The organism is Kosakonia sp. SMBL-WEM22 (assembly GCF_014490785.1).
Classification (GTDB): Bacteria; Pseudomonadota; Gammaproteobacteria; order Enterobacterales; family Enterobacteriaceae; genus Kosakonia.
Genome location: NZ_CP051488.1, coordinates 63,440 through 79,698 on the forward strand (window position 1 = coordinate 63,440; position 16,259 = coordinate 79,698).

Here is a 16,259-nt window from a genome sequence, read left to right on the forward strand (position 1 = left end):
GTTATGCACGAATTGTGCGCGATGCTCAAGGGAGGAATGATGAAAGGAAATTGCGGCGGCAACAGATATTTCTCCGTTGCCGCGCGAAGAGGCTTACTCTTTTTCCGGTGGGAAGATCAGGTTCAGAACGATAGCGGTGATCCCGCCCGCCGCGATACCTGAGGAGAGCAGGTTTTTCAGCCAGTCCGGCGCAAATTGCAGGATCTGCGGCTGCTGAGACACGCCTAACCCCACCGCCAGCGACAGCGCGATAATCAGGATCGCGCGGCGGTTGAGCGGTTCGCGGGAGACAATGCGCACGCCCGAGGCGGCGATGGTACCGAACATCACCAGCGTGGCGCCGCCGAGTACAGGCTCCGGTAACTGTTGCACAAAAGCGCTCACCGCCGGGAAGAGGCCGAGCACCATCAGCATCACCGCGATAAAGAAACCGATATAGCGGCTGGCGACGCCGGTCAGCTGGATCACACCGTTATTCTGGCCAAAGCAGGAGTTAGGAAAAGTATTGAAAACCGCAGAGACAAAGGAGTTAAGACCATTCGCCAGTACGCCGCCCTTCAGCCGCTTCATATAGAGCGGGCCGGTAACAGGCTGTTCAGAGACGTCAGAAGTGGCGGTGATATCGCCGATGGTCTCCAGGGAGGTGATCATAAAGACCAACATCAGCGGCAGCAGCAGGCTCCAGTCAATGCTCAGCCCGTAATAGAGCGGCGTCGGCACCATAAAGGTACTCTCCGGCGCGTTGTACTCCGGCAACATGCCCATAAACATCGCCAGCACATAGCCCACCGCCATCGCGATTACCAGTGAGGCAATGCGCAGATAGGGGTTGCGCTGGCGATTAAGCAGGATAATCAGCCCGAGCACCACGCCTGCCAGCAGCAGGTTTTTCGGCGCGCCAAAGGTATGGTTGCCCATGGCTGCGAAGCCGCCACCGACGGAGGTCAACCCAACCTGAATCAGTGACAGGCCGATAATCATCACCACCACACCGGAAACCAGCGGGGTGATAATACGGCGCGCCAGCGGCAGGATGCGCGAGATAACCATCTCGGTGCAGCTTGCCAGCATCAAGGTGCCAAACAGCGCCGCCATCATCGTCGGCACATCGGCTCCGCCGGTTTTCAGCGCCGTACCGCCCATAATCAGCGGCGCCACGAAGTTAAAACTGGTGCCCTGGATAGAGAGCAGCCCGGAGCCGACCGGACCCCAGGCTTTAATTTGAATCAGCGACGCGACGCCGGAAGCGAAGAGCGACATGCTGAGAATATGTTGAGTGTCCTGAGCCGGTAAACCCAGCGCCTGGCAGATCAGCAGCGCGGGCGTGATGACGCCAACGAACATTGCCAGCAGGTGTTGCAGCGCAGCAAACAGCGTTTGCGGCAGCGGGGGACGATCTTCAAGGCGGTAGATCAATTCGCTGGGTTGAGTCTGCGCAACCGGTTGCGCATTTTCCGACTCGATGGTGTTTACGGACATCTCAAGCTATCCCCTGATGGAAAAGCGCTGATTTTATCGGACTGAATGGTAAAAGCAAACGGTTGCTTAAGGTGGAGGCATACTTTTCTAAGAGAGGTTGATCTCACACCATCAGGTTCTAAAAATCAGGCGTTGGAGTAGCGTTCCGTTTCTGGCATCCAGCGGTCAATCAGCGCTTCAGCCAGCTGTGGGTAACGTTCGTGAATGTGGCGCGCAACGCGCTGAACTTCGGGGATCATTGCCTGGTCGCGCAGCAGATCGGCGACTTTGAATTCGGTATTACCTGTCTGGCGGGTGCCCAGCAGTTCGCCCGGGCCGCGGATCTCAAGATCTTTTTGCGCAATCACAAAGCCGTCATTGCTGTCGCGCAGCACCTGCAGGCGCTTTTGTGCGGTTTTCGACAGCGGGGATTTGTAGAGCAGCACACAGTGTGAGGCCACCGCGCCACGTCCAACACGCCCGCGCAGCTGGTGGAGTTGCGCAAGACCAAGGCGTTCGGGGTTTTCAATGATCATCAGGCTAGAGTTCGGTACATCCACGCCAACCTCAATCACTGTGGTGGCGACCAGCAGATGCAGCTCGCCCTGTTTAAAGGCCTGCATCACCGCCTGTTTCTCGGTCGGCTTCATGCGGCCATGCACCAGCCCAACGTTCAGCTCCGGCAGGGCCAGCTTTAACTCTTCCCAGGTCGCTTCTGCTGCCTGAGCTTCCAGCAGATCCGACTCTTCAATCAACGTACAGACCCAGTAAGCCTGACGGCCTTCGCCGGTGCAGGCGCTGCGGACGCGATCGATAATCTCGCTGCGCCGCGTATCGGGAATGGCGACCGTGGTCACCGGCGTACGACCCGGCGGCAGTTCATCAATCACCGAGGTATCGAGATCGGCATACGCCGTCATCGCCAGCGTTCGCGGGATCGGCGTGGCGGTCATAATTAGCTGATGGGGATGGAAGCCCTGTTGCTGCCCCTTCTCCCACAGTGCCAGCCGCTGGTGGACGCCAAAGCGGTGCTGCTCATCAATGATCACCAGCGCCAGGCCGTTAAACTGCACCTGCTCCTGGAAAATGGCATGCGTACCAACCACCATCTGCACCTGACCGCTGGCAATCGCCTCCTGCTGCGCCTGGCGGGCTTTGCCTTTCTGCTTGCCCGCCAACCAGCCAACTTCGATCCCGAGCGGTGCAAACCAGGCACGGAAATTATTCGCGTGCTGCTCCGCCAGCAGTTCGGTCGGCGCCATCATCGCCACCTGCTTGCCATTGGCGATCGCGCGTAGCGCCGCGAGCGCGGCCACCAGCGTTTTACCGGAGCCGACGTCGCCCTGGACCAGGCGCATCATCGGCATATCCAGCGCCATGTCGCGTTCAATTTCAGCCACCACCCGCGCCTGTGCGCCGGTTGGTTTAAAGGGCAGGGAGGCGAGCAGCTGCTCTTTCAACCTATCGTTAGCAGTGAGCGACTGCGCATGGTAACGCTGCGCACCGGCGCGTAGCGCCAGCATGCTCAGGTTATGAGCCAGTAGCTCTTCGAGAATCAGTCGGCGCTGAGCGGGATGCTGCCCGCTCTCCAGTTCGCTTAATTGCAGCGACGGCGGCGGGCGATGCAGCGTATGTAGCGCCTCCGGCAGGCTCATCAAACCCTGCGCCAGCTCCGGGGGCAATAGTTCGCTGATGGCACAGGTGGCCAGCAGCTCCAGCGCCTGATCGGTTAATTTGCGCAGCGTGGCTTGCTTAACGCCTTCGGTCGTTGGGTAGACCGGCGTCAGCGTCTCCTGAAGCTCCGGGGTGCTGAGATCGCCCTGCACCTTGTACTCCGGGTGGATCATCTCCGCGCCATACTTTCCGCGTTTCGCTTCGCCATAAGCCAGCACACGGCGGCCAACCGCAAGGCTGTTTTTCATCGCCGCGTTGAAGTTGAAAAAGCGCATGGTCAGCATGCCGGAGCCATCGCTTATCTGGCAGGTCATCATCCGGCGACCGCCGAACGTGACGTTACAGTTCAGCACTTCGCCTTCTACCGTGGCGTAAATGCCCGGCAGCAGGTCGGCAATGGGGTAGAGTTGGGTACGATCTTCGTAGCGCAGGGGAAGGTGTAACAGCAGATCCTGAACGGTATGCAAACCAATTTTCGCCAGCTTGCTGCTCTGCGCCGCGCCAACGCCGGTCAATGAACTCAGTGGCACCGCATCGAGCAGCTTCCCTTTCATCAGTTACCTCGAAGCCTGCATGGTAGCCCACCATGTCGGGTCGGCTTCAATCTGCCCCTCATTATTTACATGAGGGTAAGGCAAGCCTTTTTGTTTCGCGACACGGGCCAGCACAGGGTAGCCGCCTTCGAACAGCAGGCGCTGCTGCTCGGTGTCCGGCAACATGCTGTTTTCACGCTTATACATACCGGCATTTTGCCGCTGGCGCTGCGCTTCGTAGAGTATGAGCGCCGAGGCAACGGAGACATTGAGCGACTGCACCATGCCGATCATCGGAATGATGATATCCCGATCCGCGAGATCCAGCGCTTGCTGGGTGATCCCGGTTTTCTCCTGCCCCATCAAAATACAGGTCGGACGGGTATAGTCGATTTCACGGAAGTCGACGGCTTTATCCGACAGATGGGTGGCAAGGATCTGCATGCCGCGCTGCTTGAGCACGCCGACGGCGTCTTCAATGGTGCGGTGAGTTTTAACATCCACCCAGCTGTTGCTGCCCGCGGCAGAAGAGGCCATGGTGCGCATGCGGTTCCCCGGCCAGACGGCATGCACTTCATGCACACCGACGGCATCCGCAGTACGGATAATGGCAGAGACGTTATGAGGTTTGTGGACCTGCTCCATGCAGACCGTCAGATCCGGCTGACGCCTGGCGAGCATCTCGCGGATTCGCGCATAACGCTGAGCATTCATACAATCAGTTTCGGTTACGGGTGACTTTAATCACATCCGGCATCACGCGGATTTTACGCATGATATTTGCCAGATGAACGCGATCGCGCGCCGTCAGGCGGATGAACGCGCTATAAACGCGGCCATCTTTCTCTTCCGTATTCAGGCTCTGAATATTGGAAGTGGCGGTGTTAATGGCCGCCGTCAGGTTCGCCAGCGCGCCCTGGTGGTTAAACATATCCACCTTGATCTCGGTGATAAACTCCTGCGCCGTCTCTTTATCCCACTCCACGGCCATGAACTTCTCTGGCTCTTTCTGGTAGCCACGAATATTACGGCAGGATTCATGGTGGATAACCAGCCCTTTACCGGGGCTGACGTGGGCAACGATCGGGTCGCCGGGGATCGGACGGCAGCATTTGGCAAAGGTGATCAGCACGCCGTCAGCGCCTTTAATCGGCAGGTGCGCGGTGTTTGCGCCAGTCGGTGCGGCGGTGCCCGGCGTGGCTTCCCCTTGCTGCAGATTTTTCGCCACCACAACGCTCATCGCGTTGCCGAGGCCGATTTCCGCCAGCAGATCGTCAAGCGACGCCAGCCGCATACGCTCCAGCTCGCGCTGAATATGCTCCTGCGGAATTTCCGCCAGCTTGCGGCTTCCGCCAAGGGCATGATTCAGCAGACGGCGGCCCAGGCTTACGGAGTCGTCGCGCTTGAGGTTCTTCAGCATCTGGCGGATCTTCGCGCGCGCTTTCGAGCTGACCACGAAGTTCAGCCAGGCGGCGTTCGGACGGGCACCAGGCGCAGTGATGATCTCCACCGTCTGGCCGCTGGAGAGCGACTGCGACAGTGGGTAAGGCTGGCGATCGACGCGCGCGCCAACGCAGGCGTGGCCGATATCCGTATGTACCGCATAGGCGAAATCCACCGGCGTCGCGCCAGCTGGCAGTTCAACAATGCGGCCTTCGGGGGTGAAAACATAAATCTCATCGGGGAAGAGATCAGATTTAACGCTTTCGATAAATTCAAACGAGCTACCGGCGCTCTGTTGCAGCTCCAGCAGGCTCTGCATCCAGCGCTGGGCGCGGATTTGTGCGGTGGTACTGCTTTCGCCGTGCTCTTTATAAGCCCAGTGCGCGGCAACCCCCATCTCCGCCATTTGATCCATATCTTCAGTACGGATCTGCACCTCGACCGGTACGCCGTGCGGGCCAATCATTGAGGTATGGAGGGATTGATAGCCGTTCGCCTTAGGGATGGCGATGTAGTCTTTTACGCGACCGGGACGCGGTTTGTAGAGGCTGTGCATCTGACCGAGTACGCGATAGCAGGTATCGAGATCGTGAACAATAACGCGGAAGGCGTAAATATCCATGATCGAGTGAAAACGCTGCTCTTTCAGCACCATTTTGCAGTAGATGGAGTAAAGATGCTTTTCCCGCCCGCTAACGCGGCAGGGAATACCCGCTTCCTGTAAACGCCCTTCGATTTCCGAGAGGATTTTTTGGATCATCTCTTTGCGGTTGCCGCGCGCGGCTTTTACCACTTCTTTGATCACGCGATAGCGGTTCGGGTAGAGCGCCTCAAAGCCCAGCTCTTCCAGCTCGGTTTTGATGTGATGGATACCTAAACGGTGCGCCAGCGGACTGTAGATTTCAAGGGTTTCACGGGCGATGCGGCGACGCTTGTCCGGGCGAAGAGAGCCCAGCGTGCGCATGTTGTGGGTGCGGTCGGCAAGCTTGATAAGGATGACGCGGATATCCTGCACCATCGCCATAATCATCTTGCGAAAGTTTTCCGCCTGCGCCTCTTTTTTATCCTGGAATTTGAGCTTATCCAGCTTGGAGACACCCTCCACCAGCTCGGCAACGCTTTTGCCAAAGAGCTGCTCCATATCCTGGTAGGTGGCGGGGGTATCTTCAATCACGTCATGCAGCAGCGCGGCCATCAGTGTTTCGTAGTCGAGTTTCATCTCGGCCAGAATACAGGCCACCGCTACCGGGTGCGTGATATAAGGTTCACCGCTTGAACGTGTCTGACCCTCGTGAGCGTCACGTGCAACGAGATACGCCTGCCTGAGACGTTTGATCTGGTCTTCAGGCAGATAGTTTTGAATCAGCTGATTCAGGCTTTCAAACAGATACAAGGGTGACCTGCAGGTTAATTAACGACGACCTTCAGCAATGGCGGTAACAGCCTGCAGTTCTGCGGCTTCCTGCTCTTGCTGCTCCTGGCGCTCACGTACATCAAGGATCTGGTTGTTAATCAGACCTTCTTCGATTTCGCGCAGCGCGATAACGGTGGTTTTATCGTTTTCTTCCGGTACTAACGGATCTTTACCGCCAACCTGCATCTGACGAGCGCGACGCGCGGCGACCAGCACCAGGTCAAAACGGTTACCAACTTTCTCTACAGCGTCCTGAACAGTTACGCGTGCCATAATTAAAATGCTCCACAGGTGAAGAAATGACTGGGCATGATACTGAAACCAGGCTCAGTCTGCCAATAGTTTGCTGATTAAAGCGTCATGTCGCTGTTTTTGGCGGCTCATGCGCAGACGTTCAGCGCGAATAATGGTTTTCAGATCGCCCAGGGCGGTATCGAAATCATCATTCACAATCAGGTAATCATACTCGGCGTAATGGCTCATTTCGGCAACCGCCTGGGCCATACGTTTTGCGATCACCTCTTCGCTATCCTGGCCGCGGCCACGCAGGCGGCGATCCAGCTCCAGCTTCGACGGCGGCAGAATAAAGATGCTGCGCGCCTGCGGCATGCGGGTACGAATTTGCTGCGCGCCCTGCCAGTCGATATCAAGAAACACATCGACGCCCGTTGAGAGCACTTGCTCAATCGTCGCGCGCGAAGTGCCGTAATAGTTGCCGAACACTTCGGCATGCTCAAGAAACGCATCCTTGCTAATCATCGCTTTAAACTCATCGTGATTAACGAAGAAGTAGTGTTCGCCGTGTACTTCACCCGGGCGCGGCGCGCGCGTGGTGTGCGAAACAGAAACTTGCGTGTCGTATAACGGTTGGGTTTTCAGCAAAGCCTGGATGAGGCTTGATTTACCCGCGCCGCTGGGGGCGGAAACAATATAGAGCGTGCCTTGAGCCATGAGAGTCTTTTGTATGTGAATGCGATAGGAACTTACATACGTGCCTATTATACACATCGCCGCTACGTGACGTAGCTTTTGTCACCCGTTTTCCCATCAATGATTCGATTTTGCGTACTGCTTTCCTGATTTTTATGCACGTTTTCATTGCTATGTACGTTTCCCGGAAGCCCGCTCGCATCCTGCCTTTTTCCCACTCGAAAGCGCTCAAACGCAGCGTTATAACCACTCCGCAATCACAAGGGAGAAGGCATGATGTGGAGATGTGTTGGGGTTACCATTTTTCTACTGCTATGGAGTGCGTTTAGCCTGGCGGCTTGTCCGGTCTGGTCACCATCACGGGCGCAGGATGAGGTACAGCGCCTGAAACAGCAGCTCAGCAGATGGAACGAAGATTACTGGTCAAGAGGCGCAAGCGAGGTGAGCGATGATGTTTACGATCGGATGAGCGCGCGCCTGGCGAACTGGCAGCACTGTTTCAACATGACATCCGCAGACCTTGCGCCAGCTTTGTCGGGCGGCAATCATGCTCATCCGGTTGCCCATACCGGGGTGCGTAAGCTGGCCGATAAATGGGCCCTGCAGCAGTGGATGCGCGGAAAGCAGGATCTTTGGGTGCAGCCAAAAGTGGATGGCGTTGCCGTCACGCTGGTCTATCGCAACGGCAGGCTGGCACAGGCGATCAGCCGGGGTAATGGCCTTGCGGGCGAGGAGTGGACAGCAAAGGCGCAGGCCATTCCCGCGATCCCAAAAACCGTTACCGGTGCATTGGCGGATAGCGTCCTGCAGGGTGAGCTCTATTTACGCCGCAAGGGACATATCCAAAAACAGGCCGGTGGGCTTAATGCCAGGGCAAAAGTCGCCGGCGCGATGATGCGGCACGACAACCCGGAGCTGCTTAATGAGCTTGCTTTTTTTGTCTGGGCCTGGCCCGATGGCCCTGCCACCTTGGCGCAGCGGTTGGTGGTACTGAAAAAGGCGGGCTTTGAAGAGGCGCACTACTACAGCGCACCGGTCAACAGCGTGCAGGACGTTGAGCGTCTTCGTCAGCACTGGTTCACTTCGCCGCTGCCCTTCGTCACGGATGGCGTGGTGGTACGCACAAGTGCGGAGCCTGCGGGCAAAGCGTGGTTACCCGGTCAAAGTGACTGGGTAGTAGCCTGGAAGTATGAACCGGTAGAAGAGGTGGCAGCGGTACAGGATATTCAATTTGCAATCGGGCGGACCGGGAAAATCTCCGTTGTCGCGCTGCTGGAGCCAGTAAAACTTGATGATAAGCGCGTGCAGCGCGTGAATATTGGGTCGGTTCAGCGCTGGCAGGCGTTAGATATCGCACCGGGCGATCATATTGCCGTCACCCTTGCCGGGCAGGGGATCCCTCGCGTGGAGCGCGTGGTCTGGCGTAACCTTGTTCGAAAGCCGCCCACACCGCCGGAAGCTCGTTTTACACCGCTGAGCTGCTTTTATACCACGCCGGATTGTCAGCAACAGTTTATTGCCCGCCTCTCCTGGCTCAGTTCGGACAAGGCGCTCGACATCACCGGATTGAGTGAAAGCGGCTGGCGGACTCTGCATCAGGCGCACCATTTTGAGCATCTATTCTCCTGGCTTACGCTAACAAAAGAGCAGTTGCAGACCACACCCGGAATGTCGCCCACGCGCGGCCTGCAACTCTGGCATCGTTTTTCCTTAACGCGTGAGAGGCCATTAAGCCGCTGGCTTCATGCGCTCGGTGCGCCGCTGCCGCAATCGGCGATCAATGCGGCGGGCGATATCTCATGGCGGCAGATGCGCAGCCGGGATGAACTGGCCTGGCAACAGCTGCCCGCCATCGGTACACAAAAAGCACGGCAGGTTGTTGCTTTTATCCGTGCGCCGGTAATTGAGCAGTTGACGTCCTGGCTTGCGAAGCAGGGCGTAAAGGCTTTTCAGTGAACATTATGCCTGTAATGAAACACCGGCAGGCCCAGCTTCCAGCGTATCGCCAGCAGGCGGCTGGTAAAGCCAAACAGCAGGGTGGTAATCACCACGATGTCATGATTGGTGACGACATGGCTTAGCGCGATATAGAACACGGCGGCAGCAAACGCGATCCCGGCATAGAGTTCTTTCTGAAACACAAGAGGGATGCGCTTACAGAACATATCGCGCAGCACGCCGCCAAAAACGCCGGTGATGACAGCCGCAATCACGGCAATGATGGGGCCTTCGCCCATATCGAGGGCAATTTGCGCCCCGATAATGGAAAATACCACCAGGCCGAGTGCGTCCAGCACCAGAAACAGGCGGCGCAGGTGTGGCATCACCGGGGCAACGATTGTCGTCAGCACCGCGGCAACAGCAACGATGAGCACATACTCCGGGTGCTTCACCCAGCCAAGCGGATAGTGGCCAAGCAGGATATCGCGCACCGAGCCGCCGCCGAGCGCGGTCGCAGTGGCAATAATAATGACGCCAAAGGTGTCCATTCGACGCCGCCCGGCGGCCAGCGCGCCGGTCATGGCTTCGGCAGTGATGCCGATCAGATAGAGAATGTGTAACAGCATGCCGCCCCCTTAAAATTCAGTGTGGGCAGGGTAATGACTAAGCACGAATGGGGCGATTGAAATATTCTAAGGAGAGGCATTTCGGATTAGCTGAAATAATGGCGGTAGCGGCGGATATTTTCTGTTATCCATCTGATTTTGATTGGATTAGCGCTAAACTTAGTGGGATGGTTACCGGGATTTTAAAGTGGCTACCTATAAATAATATGTAGGTGGAAGAATGCAATGCCAAAGCAGCCCGGGCGGGTTTATTAATGAGATGGGATGGTTTTTTGATATTCTCAATCTACACTGGCTGGCACAGAAAACTTAAGTCGTTCAACGGCAGTACAGGCTCACACAATCACCAACATCAAAAGGTGTGCAATGCTCTTGTTATGCCCCATACACAATAAAGCTGCGAACTATTGTTTATCTAAAAAGATCAAAGAGATACTGCATCAAAACAAGCCGTTATCAGATTATGCGTTTTGCCGACTGACTGTGCATAAATGGAATAATGGAGTTGAAACCGGTTCTCCTCATTACTTTCTTGAAAAAGAAGATGTGCAGGCGTTAGAACTTCCGTTCACTACGGTTATCCATCTGAACGACAGAGACATAGAAAAAAAATCGCTAAACGACCGCTTTGTCATTCTGAAAATGCGGCGGCTTTTATCGACCGTTTGCTCGGAGTGTATTGCACCGTTGGAAGCATTAGATCTGTGGGATGATTAAAACTCAGCAGCCGGAGAAATAGAGGATTGTAATGAGAATAAAGAAAACGACCTCTGCCATCGCTTTCATGATGATATTGAGCTCGGCTAATGCTGTGGCTGATATGCGCCCGCATTCACTGTGGGATTTTATTAGTACCATGCGTAAATCCTTAGCGGATACCAATGTTGCTACGCTTAACCGCTTACCCGTGACGTTTTGGCTCAAGGATCAGAACGAGTACATCAATTTTTACGGTGCTGAGAATGTCGCATTTTCTGCGGCGGGAAGGGCAACCGGTATTGAATTAAGGCTGAGCAGAGATCCGCATGAAAAAACGGTGATGTTTATGTTTCACTGGCGGGGTGAGTGCCTGACCCGGAGTGAAATCAAAAAGCATTATCCGATGCTCACGATTACTGACACTCCACGAGGCCATTCATTAGATGAAGTGACCAGTTACACGACGCCTGCCGGTGCGTCTGGCGAGAGCGTGACGTTCAGCTTTACCGCTAAAATGCCAGATTGCCTGAGTGATGTGATTATCAGCCGGGAGGGTTGACGGCGTGCAAGCTTGCCAGCCATGTCGGAGGTACACTAGCCTTACCGCCACGCTACGTGCATCGGCGTCCATTCGGCGCAAAATAACCAATATTCCCACCCCTATAATTAGTTGCCTCTTTAATTAAAATATTATTCTTTCTTACCAAATCCTTTAAATCAGGCGGTATTGCAAAGGCGAAACTCTTTCTTTACTAACGTACCAGCACGTTATTATTTGTGTCTTTCATGAAATATGCTGTACTTACTCTCATTTCATTCCTACCTTCAATGCCGAATTTTCTTGAAATAGGAATCATCTGTATATAAAAGATAATGACAGTATGTTTCTATATCAATTATTGGTATATTCAGCAGCGAGCGCGCATCAATTATGTACAATCATAATAGCCGCTTCGTTATCTGACATTACCTGTTTGAACTGGCTGCGAATGGCGTGTGCGACACGAGCGTACCTGCGTCTGCGGTAGCCATAGCCTTGTTATAAAATTTCATAAAACTTGCGACGTGTCTTAACTGAAACTGCAAAGTGTTCTGGCAGATGCCTGCGGCGTTTTCAGTACCCTGAAAATAGTGGGTTATTTGCTGATGTGTTGTGATTTATAGAGCATCGCTGATTGGATCTGTGGTTCTGATTTGCGATTCGATCTCCACTAATGCGCACTGGGTGGGCCGCTCCGTAAAGGTAAATTCAAAAAAAAATTAATACATTATAAACTGCATACTTATCTGGTTTCCCAGAAGGGGGCCAGAAGTTCAGCATCCGTTCCCCTTTGGCATTAGCGACATTTTTTTCAGAAAGCAGAGTAGGTTTCCTAATTGGACGGAACAGGAAAAAGTGTTAATTTTGAAAAAGTCACAATAAGATGACCTCAGTGAGGCCACGATCAAGTTACACAGAAAAACATATCAACATTATTAGAATAAATTAATTGCTTGGCTATAAATGGCAATAAAATCAGGAAAATCATATCTATTAAAAGGTGTAATCACACCTGATTTATTGAATAAGCATCTTTTTGAAATACACAGGCGTAAAAATAATACATAATAATAAAAACATACTTCCCTGAATATTATCTTTCATAACGCATGCTTAATGTTATTTAGAGGGATAAAGGATCCTTTATCCACACAAAGTGACGTTTCTTTAGTCTTGTCTTATTAGAATTTTTATTCTCTTCGATGGGTACATTCATTTTGCTAGTGATGGCACAACTCTAAAATACCCTCTCCTGTGTCGACGTTGAACTCCTGGATGATCGGCTGACTTGTCGTGTTGGGCGCAAAAATCGGCGGCCCGATTGGGGACTATACTAGAATGGTTATTGCCGTACTTCCGGCGGCGGATAATGAGAATGGTATATCAAGTGGGAAAGCTAACCCCACGCTTCGCCGCGTTATGAGTGATGTGACTCTCTTGTATCGAAAAAGAGAAAGCAAAGGATCAGGCTATACTGATGGTTTTATAAGGAGATAAAAATGAAAACTTTGCGAAGGCTAATTTGCAGTCTCCTCGCAGGGCTGGCACTCTTTTCTGTTGTAATACCCGGTCACGGAAGCATGAATATGAAACAAGCAGCGCCGGAAGTTTATTTTAGCGGCACGCAATTACAGCTCGCTCAGGCAATTGCTGAGCATAATTTGTCTGAAGTAAAAGTCTTGTTAAAAAGCACTGATTTAAATAAACCCGGCCGTCAGAGCATGACTATGCTGATGTACGCGCTATTGGAGGCGACAAACGGCGATGGCCGCTCTCTGTCTATCGTGACGGAGCTGGTCAAAGCGGGCGCGGATCCGCTACAGGATATTCCTGATTTTGGCAGCCCGGCAGCCGTGATGGCGAGCTCAAACAACCCTGCTTATCTCAAAGCGTTGATTGACGGTGGCCTCAGCCCCAACGCCATGACCAATTACCAGCCGTTGATTTTTAACTCCGCCTCTGACAATTCGTTTGCCGTTCTGAAGTATTTATTGTTAGCGGGTGCCGATGTCAATAAAACAGACAGCGCCGGTAAAACGGTATTGATGTCCGCCCTGGCTGGCATGGAACTGGACCAGGTTGAGTATTTGCTGAACCATGGTGCTAACCCCAATATTGAAAACCAGAATGGCTTAAATTTTGGGAAGATGCTCTCAGATGTTATCGATCGCGAAAAAGAGAGCGATAAAAGAACCGTCGATAAATTAGAAGAGATTCGTAAGCTTGCCATCCGCAAAGGCTTGCACTGGCCGCCCGCTAAAGAGTGAATGGTGCTTCACAATACTTATCGCTCCTCTCCGAGGCGATAATTCCATCTGTACTTTATTACCTTTACTAGTGCAGGCGTTTTTTTATTCTGTTATAAAAAGAAGTTGTTACGGGGTGCATCTGAAATAAAGTATCGCCTTTATTTTTCTTCGGGATAAAAACTTAAATATTCTGTTAAGAACACGCAATCCATAGCAGGAAATTTATATGGCGACAGTAAATGCTATCGGCAAATTGCAATATGCGCCGGCATCGAAAGGCAACGTAAAAGCGGAAAGCGCCAACCCCTTAAAAAGAAAAGCTGGTGATGCGAGTGGGGCGATATTGTTCATACCGGGCTGGATATGATAGGGGCGGTACCGGTGTTGGGCGTCGTGGCCGATGGTGCGAACGCTGCTATTTATGCCGCCGAAGGGGACTACGGCAACGCTGCGGCGAACTTTGTACCAGGGGGGACGCGGCCTTCAAAGCCGGTAAGATGGCGGTCAAAGTGGGCAAAGTGTTAGAGGCGGCGAGCGCGACAAAAGGGCTGGTAAAAGAGACCGCAAAGCTCGCTGAGAAATCGGCCGTGCAAGTTGAAAAAGCTGCCCTGAAAGCCGCCAAAGAAGGTGCGGAAGATGCCGTAAAAGCGAAAAAAGCGGGCAGTGAAAAGGGCGGCAGCGATAAAGGCAAAGCCAAAAAAGAGACCGAGTCGTGCAAGATCCCCAATACCGCAGATGTAACGCCGCTCGTCGGGAGCCCGGTTAATGCTACTCTCGGCATTAAAATTCTTTTCGGGGAGAAAGATAACGACTTTTTCTTCCCGGCCTCCGTACCGCTGAACTGGCAGCGCTATTACTTTTCTGACGAAATCGGCAACGGCTGGCTCGGTCAGAGGGGGGTTACCGCTCTCGCTGGAGGTTCGCGCGCAGGATGACGTGCTATTGTTTATCGACGAGCAGGGGCGCGAAATCGAATACCTGTGGCCGGAGCCCCTCGCGGGCGAGATAAACCTGTATCAGTATGCGCCGAACCCGCTGGTGTGGGCGGATCCGTGAGGGTTGGCGCCGTGCATCTATTTTAACAAAACACATAAAGACTCATTACCGAAACCAAAAGTAATGGGACCTAACGGCGGCCGACTACAGTCGCATCTCGGGCTTCAGCAAGAATGGGCGATTAATAACCTATCTCAGTATGGTTATAATCCTAAGCTTGCACCTACTGTAACGATCGAAACAGGTAAGGGATTGCCTCATATAATAATATCCAACGCACAAAATGCCAGACGCAATCTACGAGTTGCGCAAGGTAAAGGGAAATGGTCATTATCGTTACAAGATGAGTTAAATAATATAGTCACCGATTTTCGGGATGCAGGTTTTAAAGATGAAGTCATTCAAAGTGTTCTAGATCAGCAATATAGAATGCTTGATAAACTTAATGTTCCGTATGCTAAGGTGGAGTTATTATGAATAACGATTTTTTTAAGCTTAATAAGATTTTCAGATTAGATACATATGCGGAAGCGTCTAAACAAAATGAGATTGATGCTTTAAAAGATCATTTTAAAAATTTAAATATTCCGGATGAATACTTGCATTTCATTAATCAAATATCTTAAGCCGAAATTTTAGTGTTGGATGAGGTTTATCTGCGTATTTGGGGGGCTAAGGGTTGCCTAGAAATTAACAAAGAGCATCACGTTCAAAAGTATATTCCTGAATCCTTGGCAATAGGTGATGATGAAGGAGGCCAGATTATATTTTATGCTAAAGGAAGTAATGGATATGGTCTCTACAAAGTTGGTTTTGGAAATTTGGATATAAACGATGCAGAGTTTATATCTCCTTCTTTGCGTAGTCTCTTAATTGATGGTGTTGGAGCTGAAGTTTTAGTTTAACAGCTATATTTTTTACCATGGCGCGGGTCGACAGCGCCTTCGACGACTGCGAAATCTACTGGTACCACCCCGAACTGAACGGCCTGCCGGAGCGGGTGACGGACGCTGATGGCCAGACCGTCTGGCGCGGGCAGTTCAGCACCTGGGGCAAAACGGAGCGCGAACTCAGCGTACCGCAGTGGCAGGTGCCGCAGAACCTGCGCTTCCAGGGGCAATATCTCGACCGCGACAAATTTGTCGGGAACACATTTGAATACGCGTAGCGTACCCCGGAAGGGCGAGCCACAGGGATGTGGCGAGTATTGCGGGCTGCACTACAACCTGTTCCGCTACTACGACCTGGTCGCCGGGCGTTACACGCCGATGGACCCGATTGGGTTGCTTGGTGGGATTAATACTTATGGTTATGTGCCGGACCCATTAGCAAGGATCGATCCGCTTGGCCTGTGTTTTAGTAAGCGCTTGGGGGATTTTGGCGAATCCCATGCGAAATCTCAGCTCGAAGCCTCAGGCAATTATGCAGATGTTTTTTCGGTGCAAAATAAATCTAATAATGGCATTGATTTAGTCGGTTTGAGGCATGACGGGAAATATGATTTCTTTGAAGTAAAAACAAATACAACTGGGTCGGTCGGAAAATTAAGCGATCGGCAGCTAAGTTCAAAAGATTTCATTAAAACTGTTCTTGGAACAGATGTCCGGAAGGGAGGCTATGACCTTAACGGGTACAGGGTAAATGATATGTTGGATAATATAGGCGACACTTACGTTGCTGACGTCTTCGTTGGAAGGGCCGCTAATGGGCGCTGGTTTGTTTCAAAATATTTGATGAGCATTTGGGAGTAACGGA

14 protein-coding genes and 2 pseudogenes are annotated in these 16,259 nt (G+C 52.7%); 9 read left to right on the forward strand and 7 right to left on the reverse strand.

The window, feature by feature from the left end:
• Positions 1-93: 93 nt before the first annotated feature.
• The 6 genes from HF650_RS00310 to gmk all read right to left on the reverse strand — a co-directional run bounded on the left by HF650_RS00310 (position 94) and on the right by gmk (position 7,473).
• A complete protein-coding gene (locus HF650_RS00310; RefSeq protein ID WP_128481863.1) occupies positions 94-1,479 on the reverse strand; it encodes a uracil-xanthine permease family protein in 1,386 nt (461 codons plus the stop codon).
• 125 nt (positions 1,480-1,604) lie between these two features.
• Positions 1,605-3,686 carry an ATP-dependent DNA helicase RecG gene (gene recG, locus HF650_RS00315; protein WP_187800720.1) on the reverse strand — a complete coding sequence of 694 codons (2,082 nt, stop codon included), beginning with the start codon at positions 3,684-3,686 and terminating at the stop codon, positions 1,605-1,607.
• A 3-nt stretch (positions 3,687-3,689) separates the two neighbouring features.
• The gene (trmH, locus tag HF650_RS00320) at positions 3,690-4,379 is read right to left on the reverse strand and encodes a tRNA (guanosine(18)-2'-O)-methyltransferase TrmH (protein ID WP_187800721.1); all 690 of its coding nucleotides are present in this window, start codon (positions 4,377-4,379) and stop codon (positions 3,690-3,692) included.
• Between the two features lie 4 nt (positions 4,380-4,383).
• Positions 4,384-6,501 (reverse strand): bifunctional GTP diphosphokinase/guanosine-3',5'-bis pyrophosphate 3'-pyrophosphohydrolase, encoded by a 2,118-nt coding sequence (spoT, locus tag HF650_RS00325; protein WP_042715011.1) that lies wholly within the window; start codon positions 6,499-6,501, stop codon positions 4,384-4,386.
• 18 nt (positions 6,502-6,519) lie between these two features.
• The gene (gene rpoZ, locus HF650_RS00330; RefSeq protein WP_007369481.1) at positions 6,520-6,795 is read right to left on the reverse strand and encodes a DNA-directed RNA polymerase subunit omega; all 276 of its coding nucleotides are present in this window, start codon (positions 6,793-6,795) and stop codon (positions 6,520-6,522) included.
• A gap of 54 nt (positions 6,796-6,849) precedes the next feature.
• Positions 6,850-7,473 (reverse strand): guanylate kinase, encoded by a 624-nt coding sequence (gene gmk, locus HF650_RS00335; protein WP_187800722.1) that lies wholly within the window; start codon positions 7,471-7,473, stop codon positions 6,850-6,852.
• A 255-nt stretch (positions 7,474-7,728) separates the two neighbouring features.
• Between gmk and ligB the strand changes: the two genes are divergently transcribed.
• Entirely contained in the window at positions 7,729-9,408 is a 1,680-nt protein-coding gene (gene ligB, locus HF650_RS00340) for an NAD-dependent DNA ligase LigB (RefSeq protein ID WP_187802561.1), read from the forward strand.
• On the opposite strand, the gene HF650_RS00345 is transcribed toward ligB, so the two are convergent.
• Positions 9,402-10,019, reverse strand: coding sequence for a trimeric intracellular cation channel family protein (locus tag HF650_RS00345; protein ID WP_187800723.1), 618 nt, complete (start codon positions 10,017-10,019; stop codon positions 9,402-9,404). The genes ligB and HF650_RS00345 overlap by 7 nt on opposite strands.
• A 366-nt stretch (positions 10,020-10,385) precedes the next feature.
• Here HF650_RS00345 and HF650_RS00350 point away from each other — a divergent pair, with 366 nt between their 5' ends.
• From HF650_RS00350 to HF650_RS00380, 8 genes and pseudogenes are all read left to right on the forward strand, one after another.
• Complete coding sequence (locus tag HF650_RS00350; protein ID WP_187800724.1) at positions 10,386-10,736, forward strand: hypothetical protein; 351 nt, start codon at positions 10,386-10,388, stop codon at positions 10,734-10,736.
• A 31-nt stretch (positions 10,737-10,767) separates the two neighbouring features.
• Positions 10,768-11,277 (forward strand): hypothetical protein, encoded by a 510-nt coding sequence (locus HF650_RS00355; RefSeq protein ID WP_187800725.1) that lies wholly within the window; start codon positions 10,768-10,770, stop codon positions 11,275-11,277.
• 1,568 nt (positions 11,278-12,845) lie between these two features.
• Entirely contained in the window at positions 12,846-13,526 is a 681-nt protein-coding gene (locus tag HF650_RS00360) for an ankyrin repeat domain-containing protein (RefSeq protein ID WP_187802562.1), read from the forward strand.
• Between the two features lie 208 nt (positions 13,527-13,734).
• A pseudogene (locus tag HF650_RS00365) lies at positions 13,735-14,531 on the forward strand (DUF6531 domain-containing protein); the annotation flags it as partial.
• A gap of 96 nt (positions 14,532-14,627) precedes the next feature.
• Positions 14,628-14,981, forward strand: a complete 354-nt coding sequence (locus tag HF650_RS00370) for a hypothetical protein (RefSeq protein WP_187800726.1) — start codon at positions 14,628-14,630, stop codon at positions 14,979-14,981.
• Entirely contained in the window at positions 14,978-15,130 is a 153-nt protein-coding gene (locus tag HF650_RS25040) for a hypothetical protein (protein ID WP_223284238.1), read from the forward strand. The genes HF650_RS00370 and HF650_RS25040 overlap by 4 nt, the downstream gene beginning before the upstream one ends.
• A 12-nt stretch (positions 15,131-15,142) precedes the next feature.
• Complete coding sequence (locus HF650_RS25045; protein WP_223284239.1) at positions 15,143-15,409, forward strand: hypothetical protein; 267 nt, start codon at positions 15,143-15,145, stop codon at positions 15,407-15,409.
• 17 nt (positions 15,410-15,426) lie between these two features.
• Positions 15,427-16,255, forward strand: a pseudogene (locus HF650_RS00380) (RHS repeat-associated core domain-containing protein); the annotation flags it as partial.
• Between the last annotated feature and the right edge of the window lie 4 nt (positions 16,256-16,259).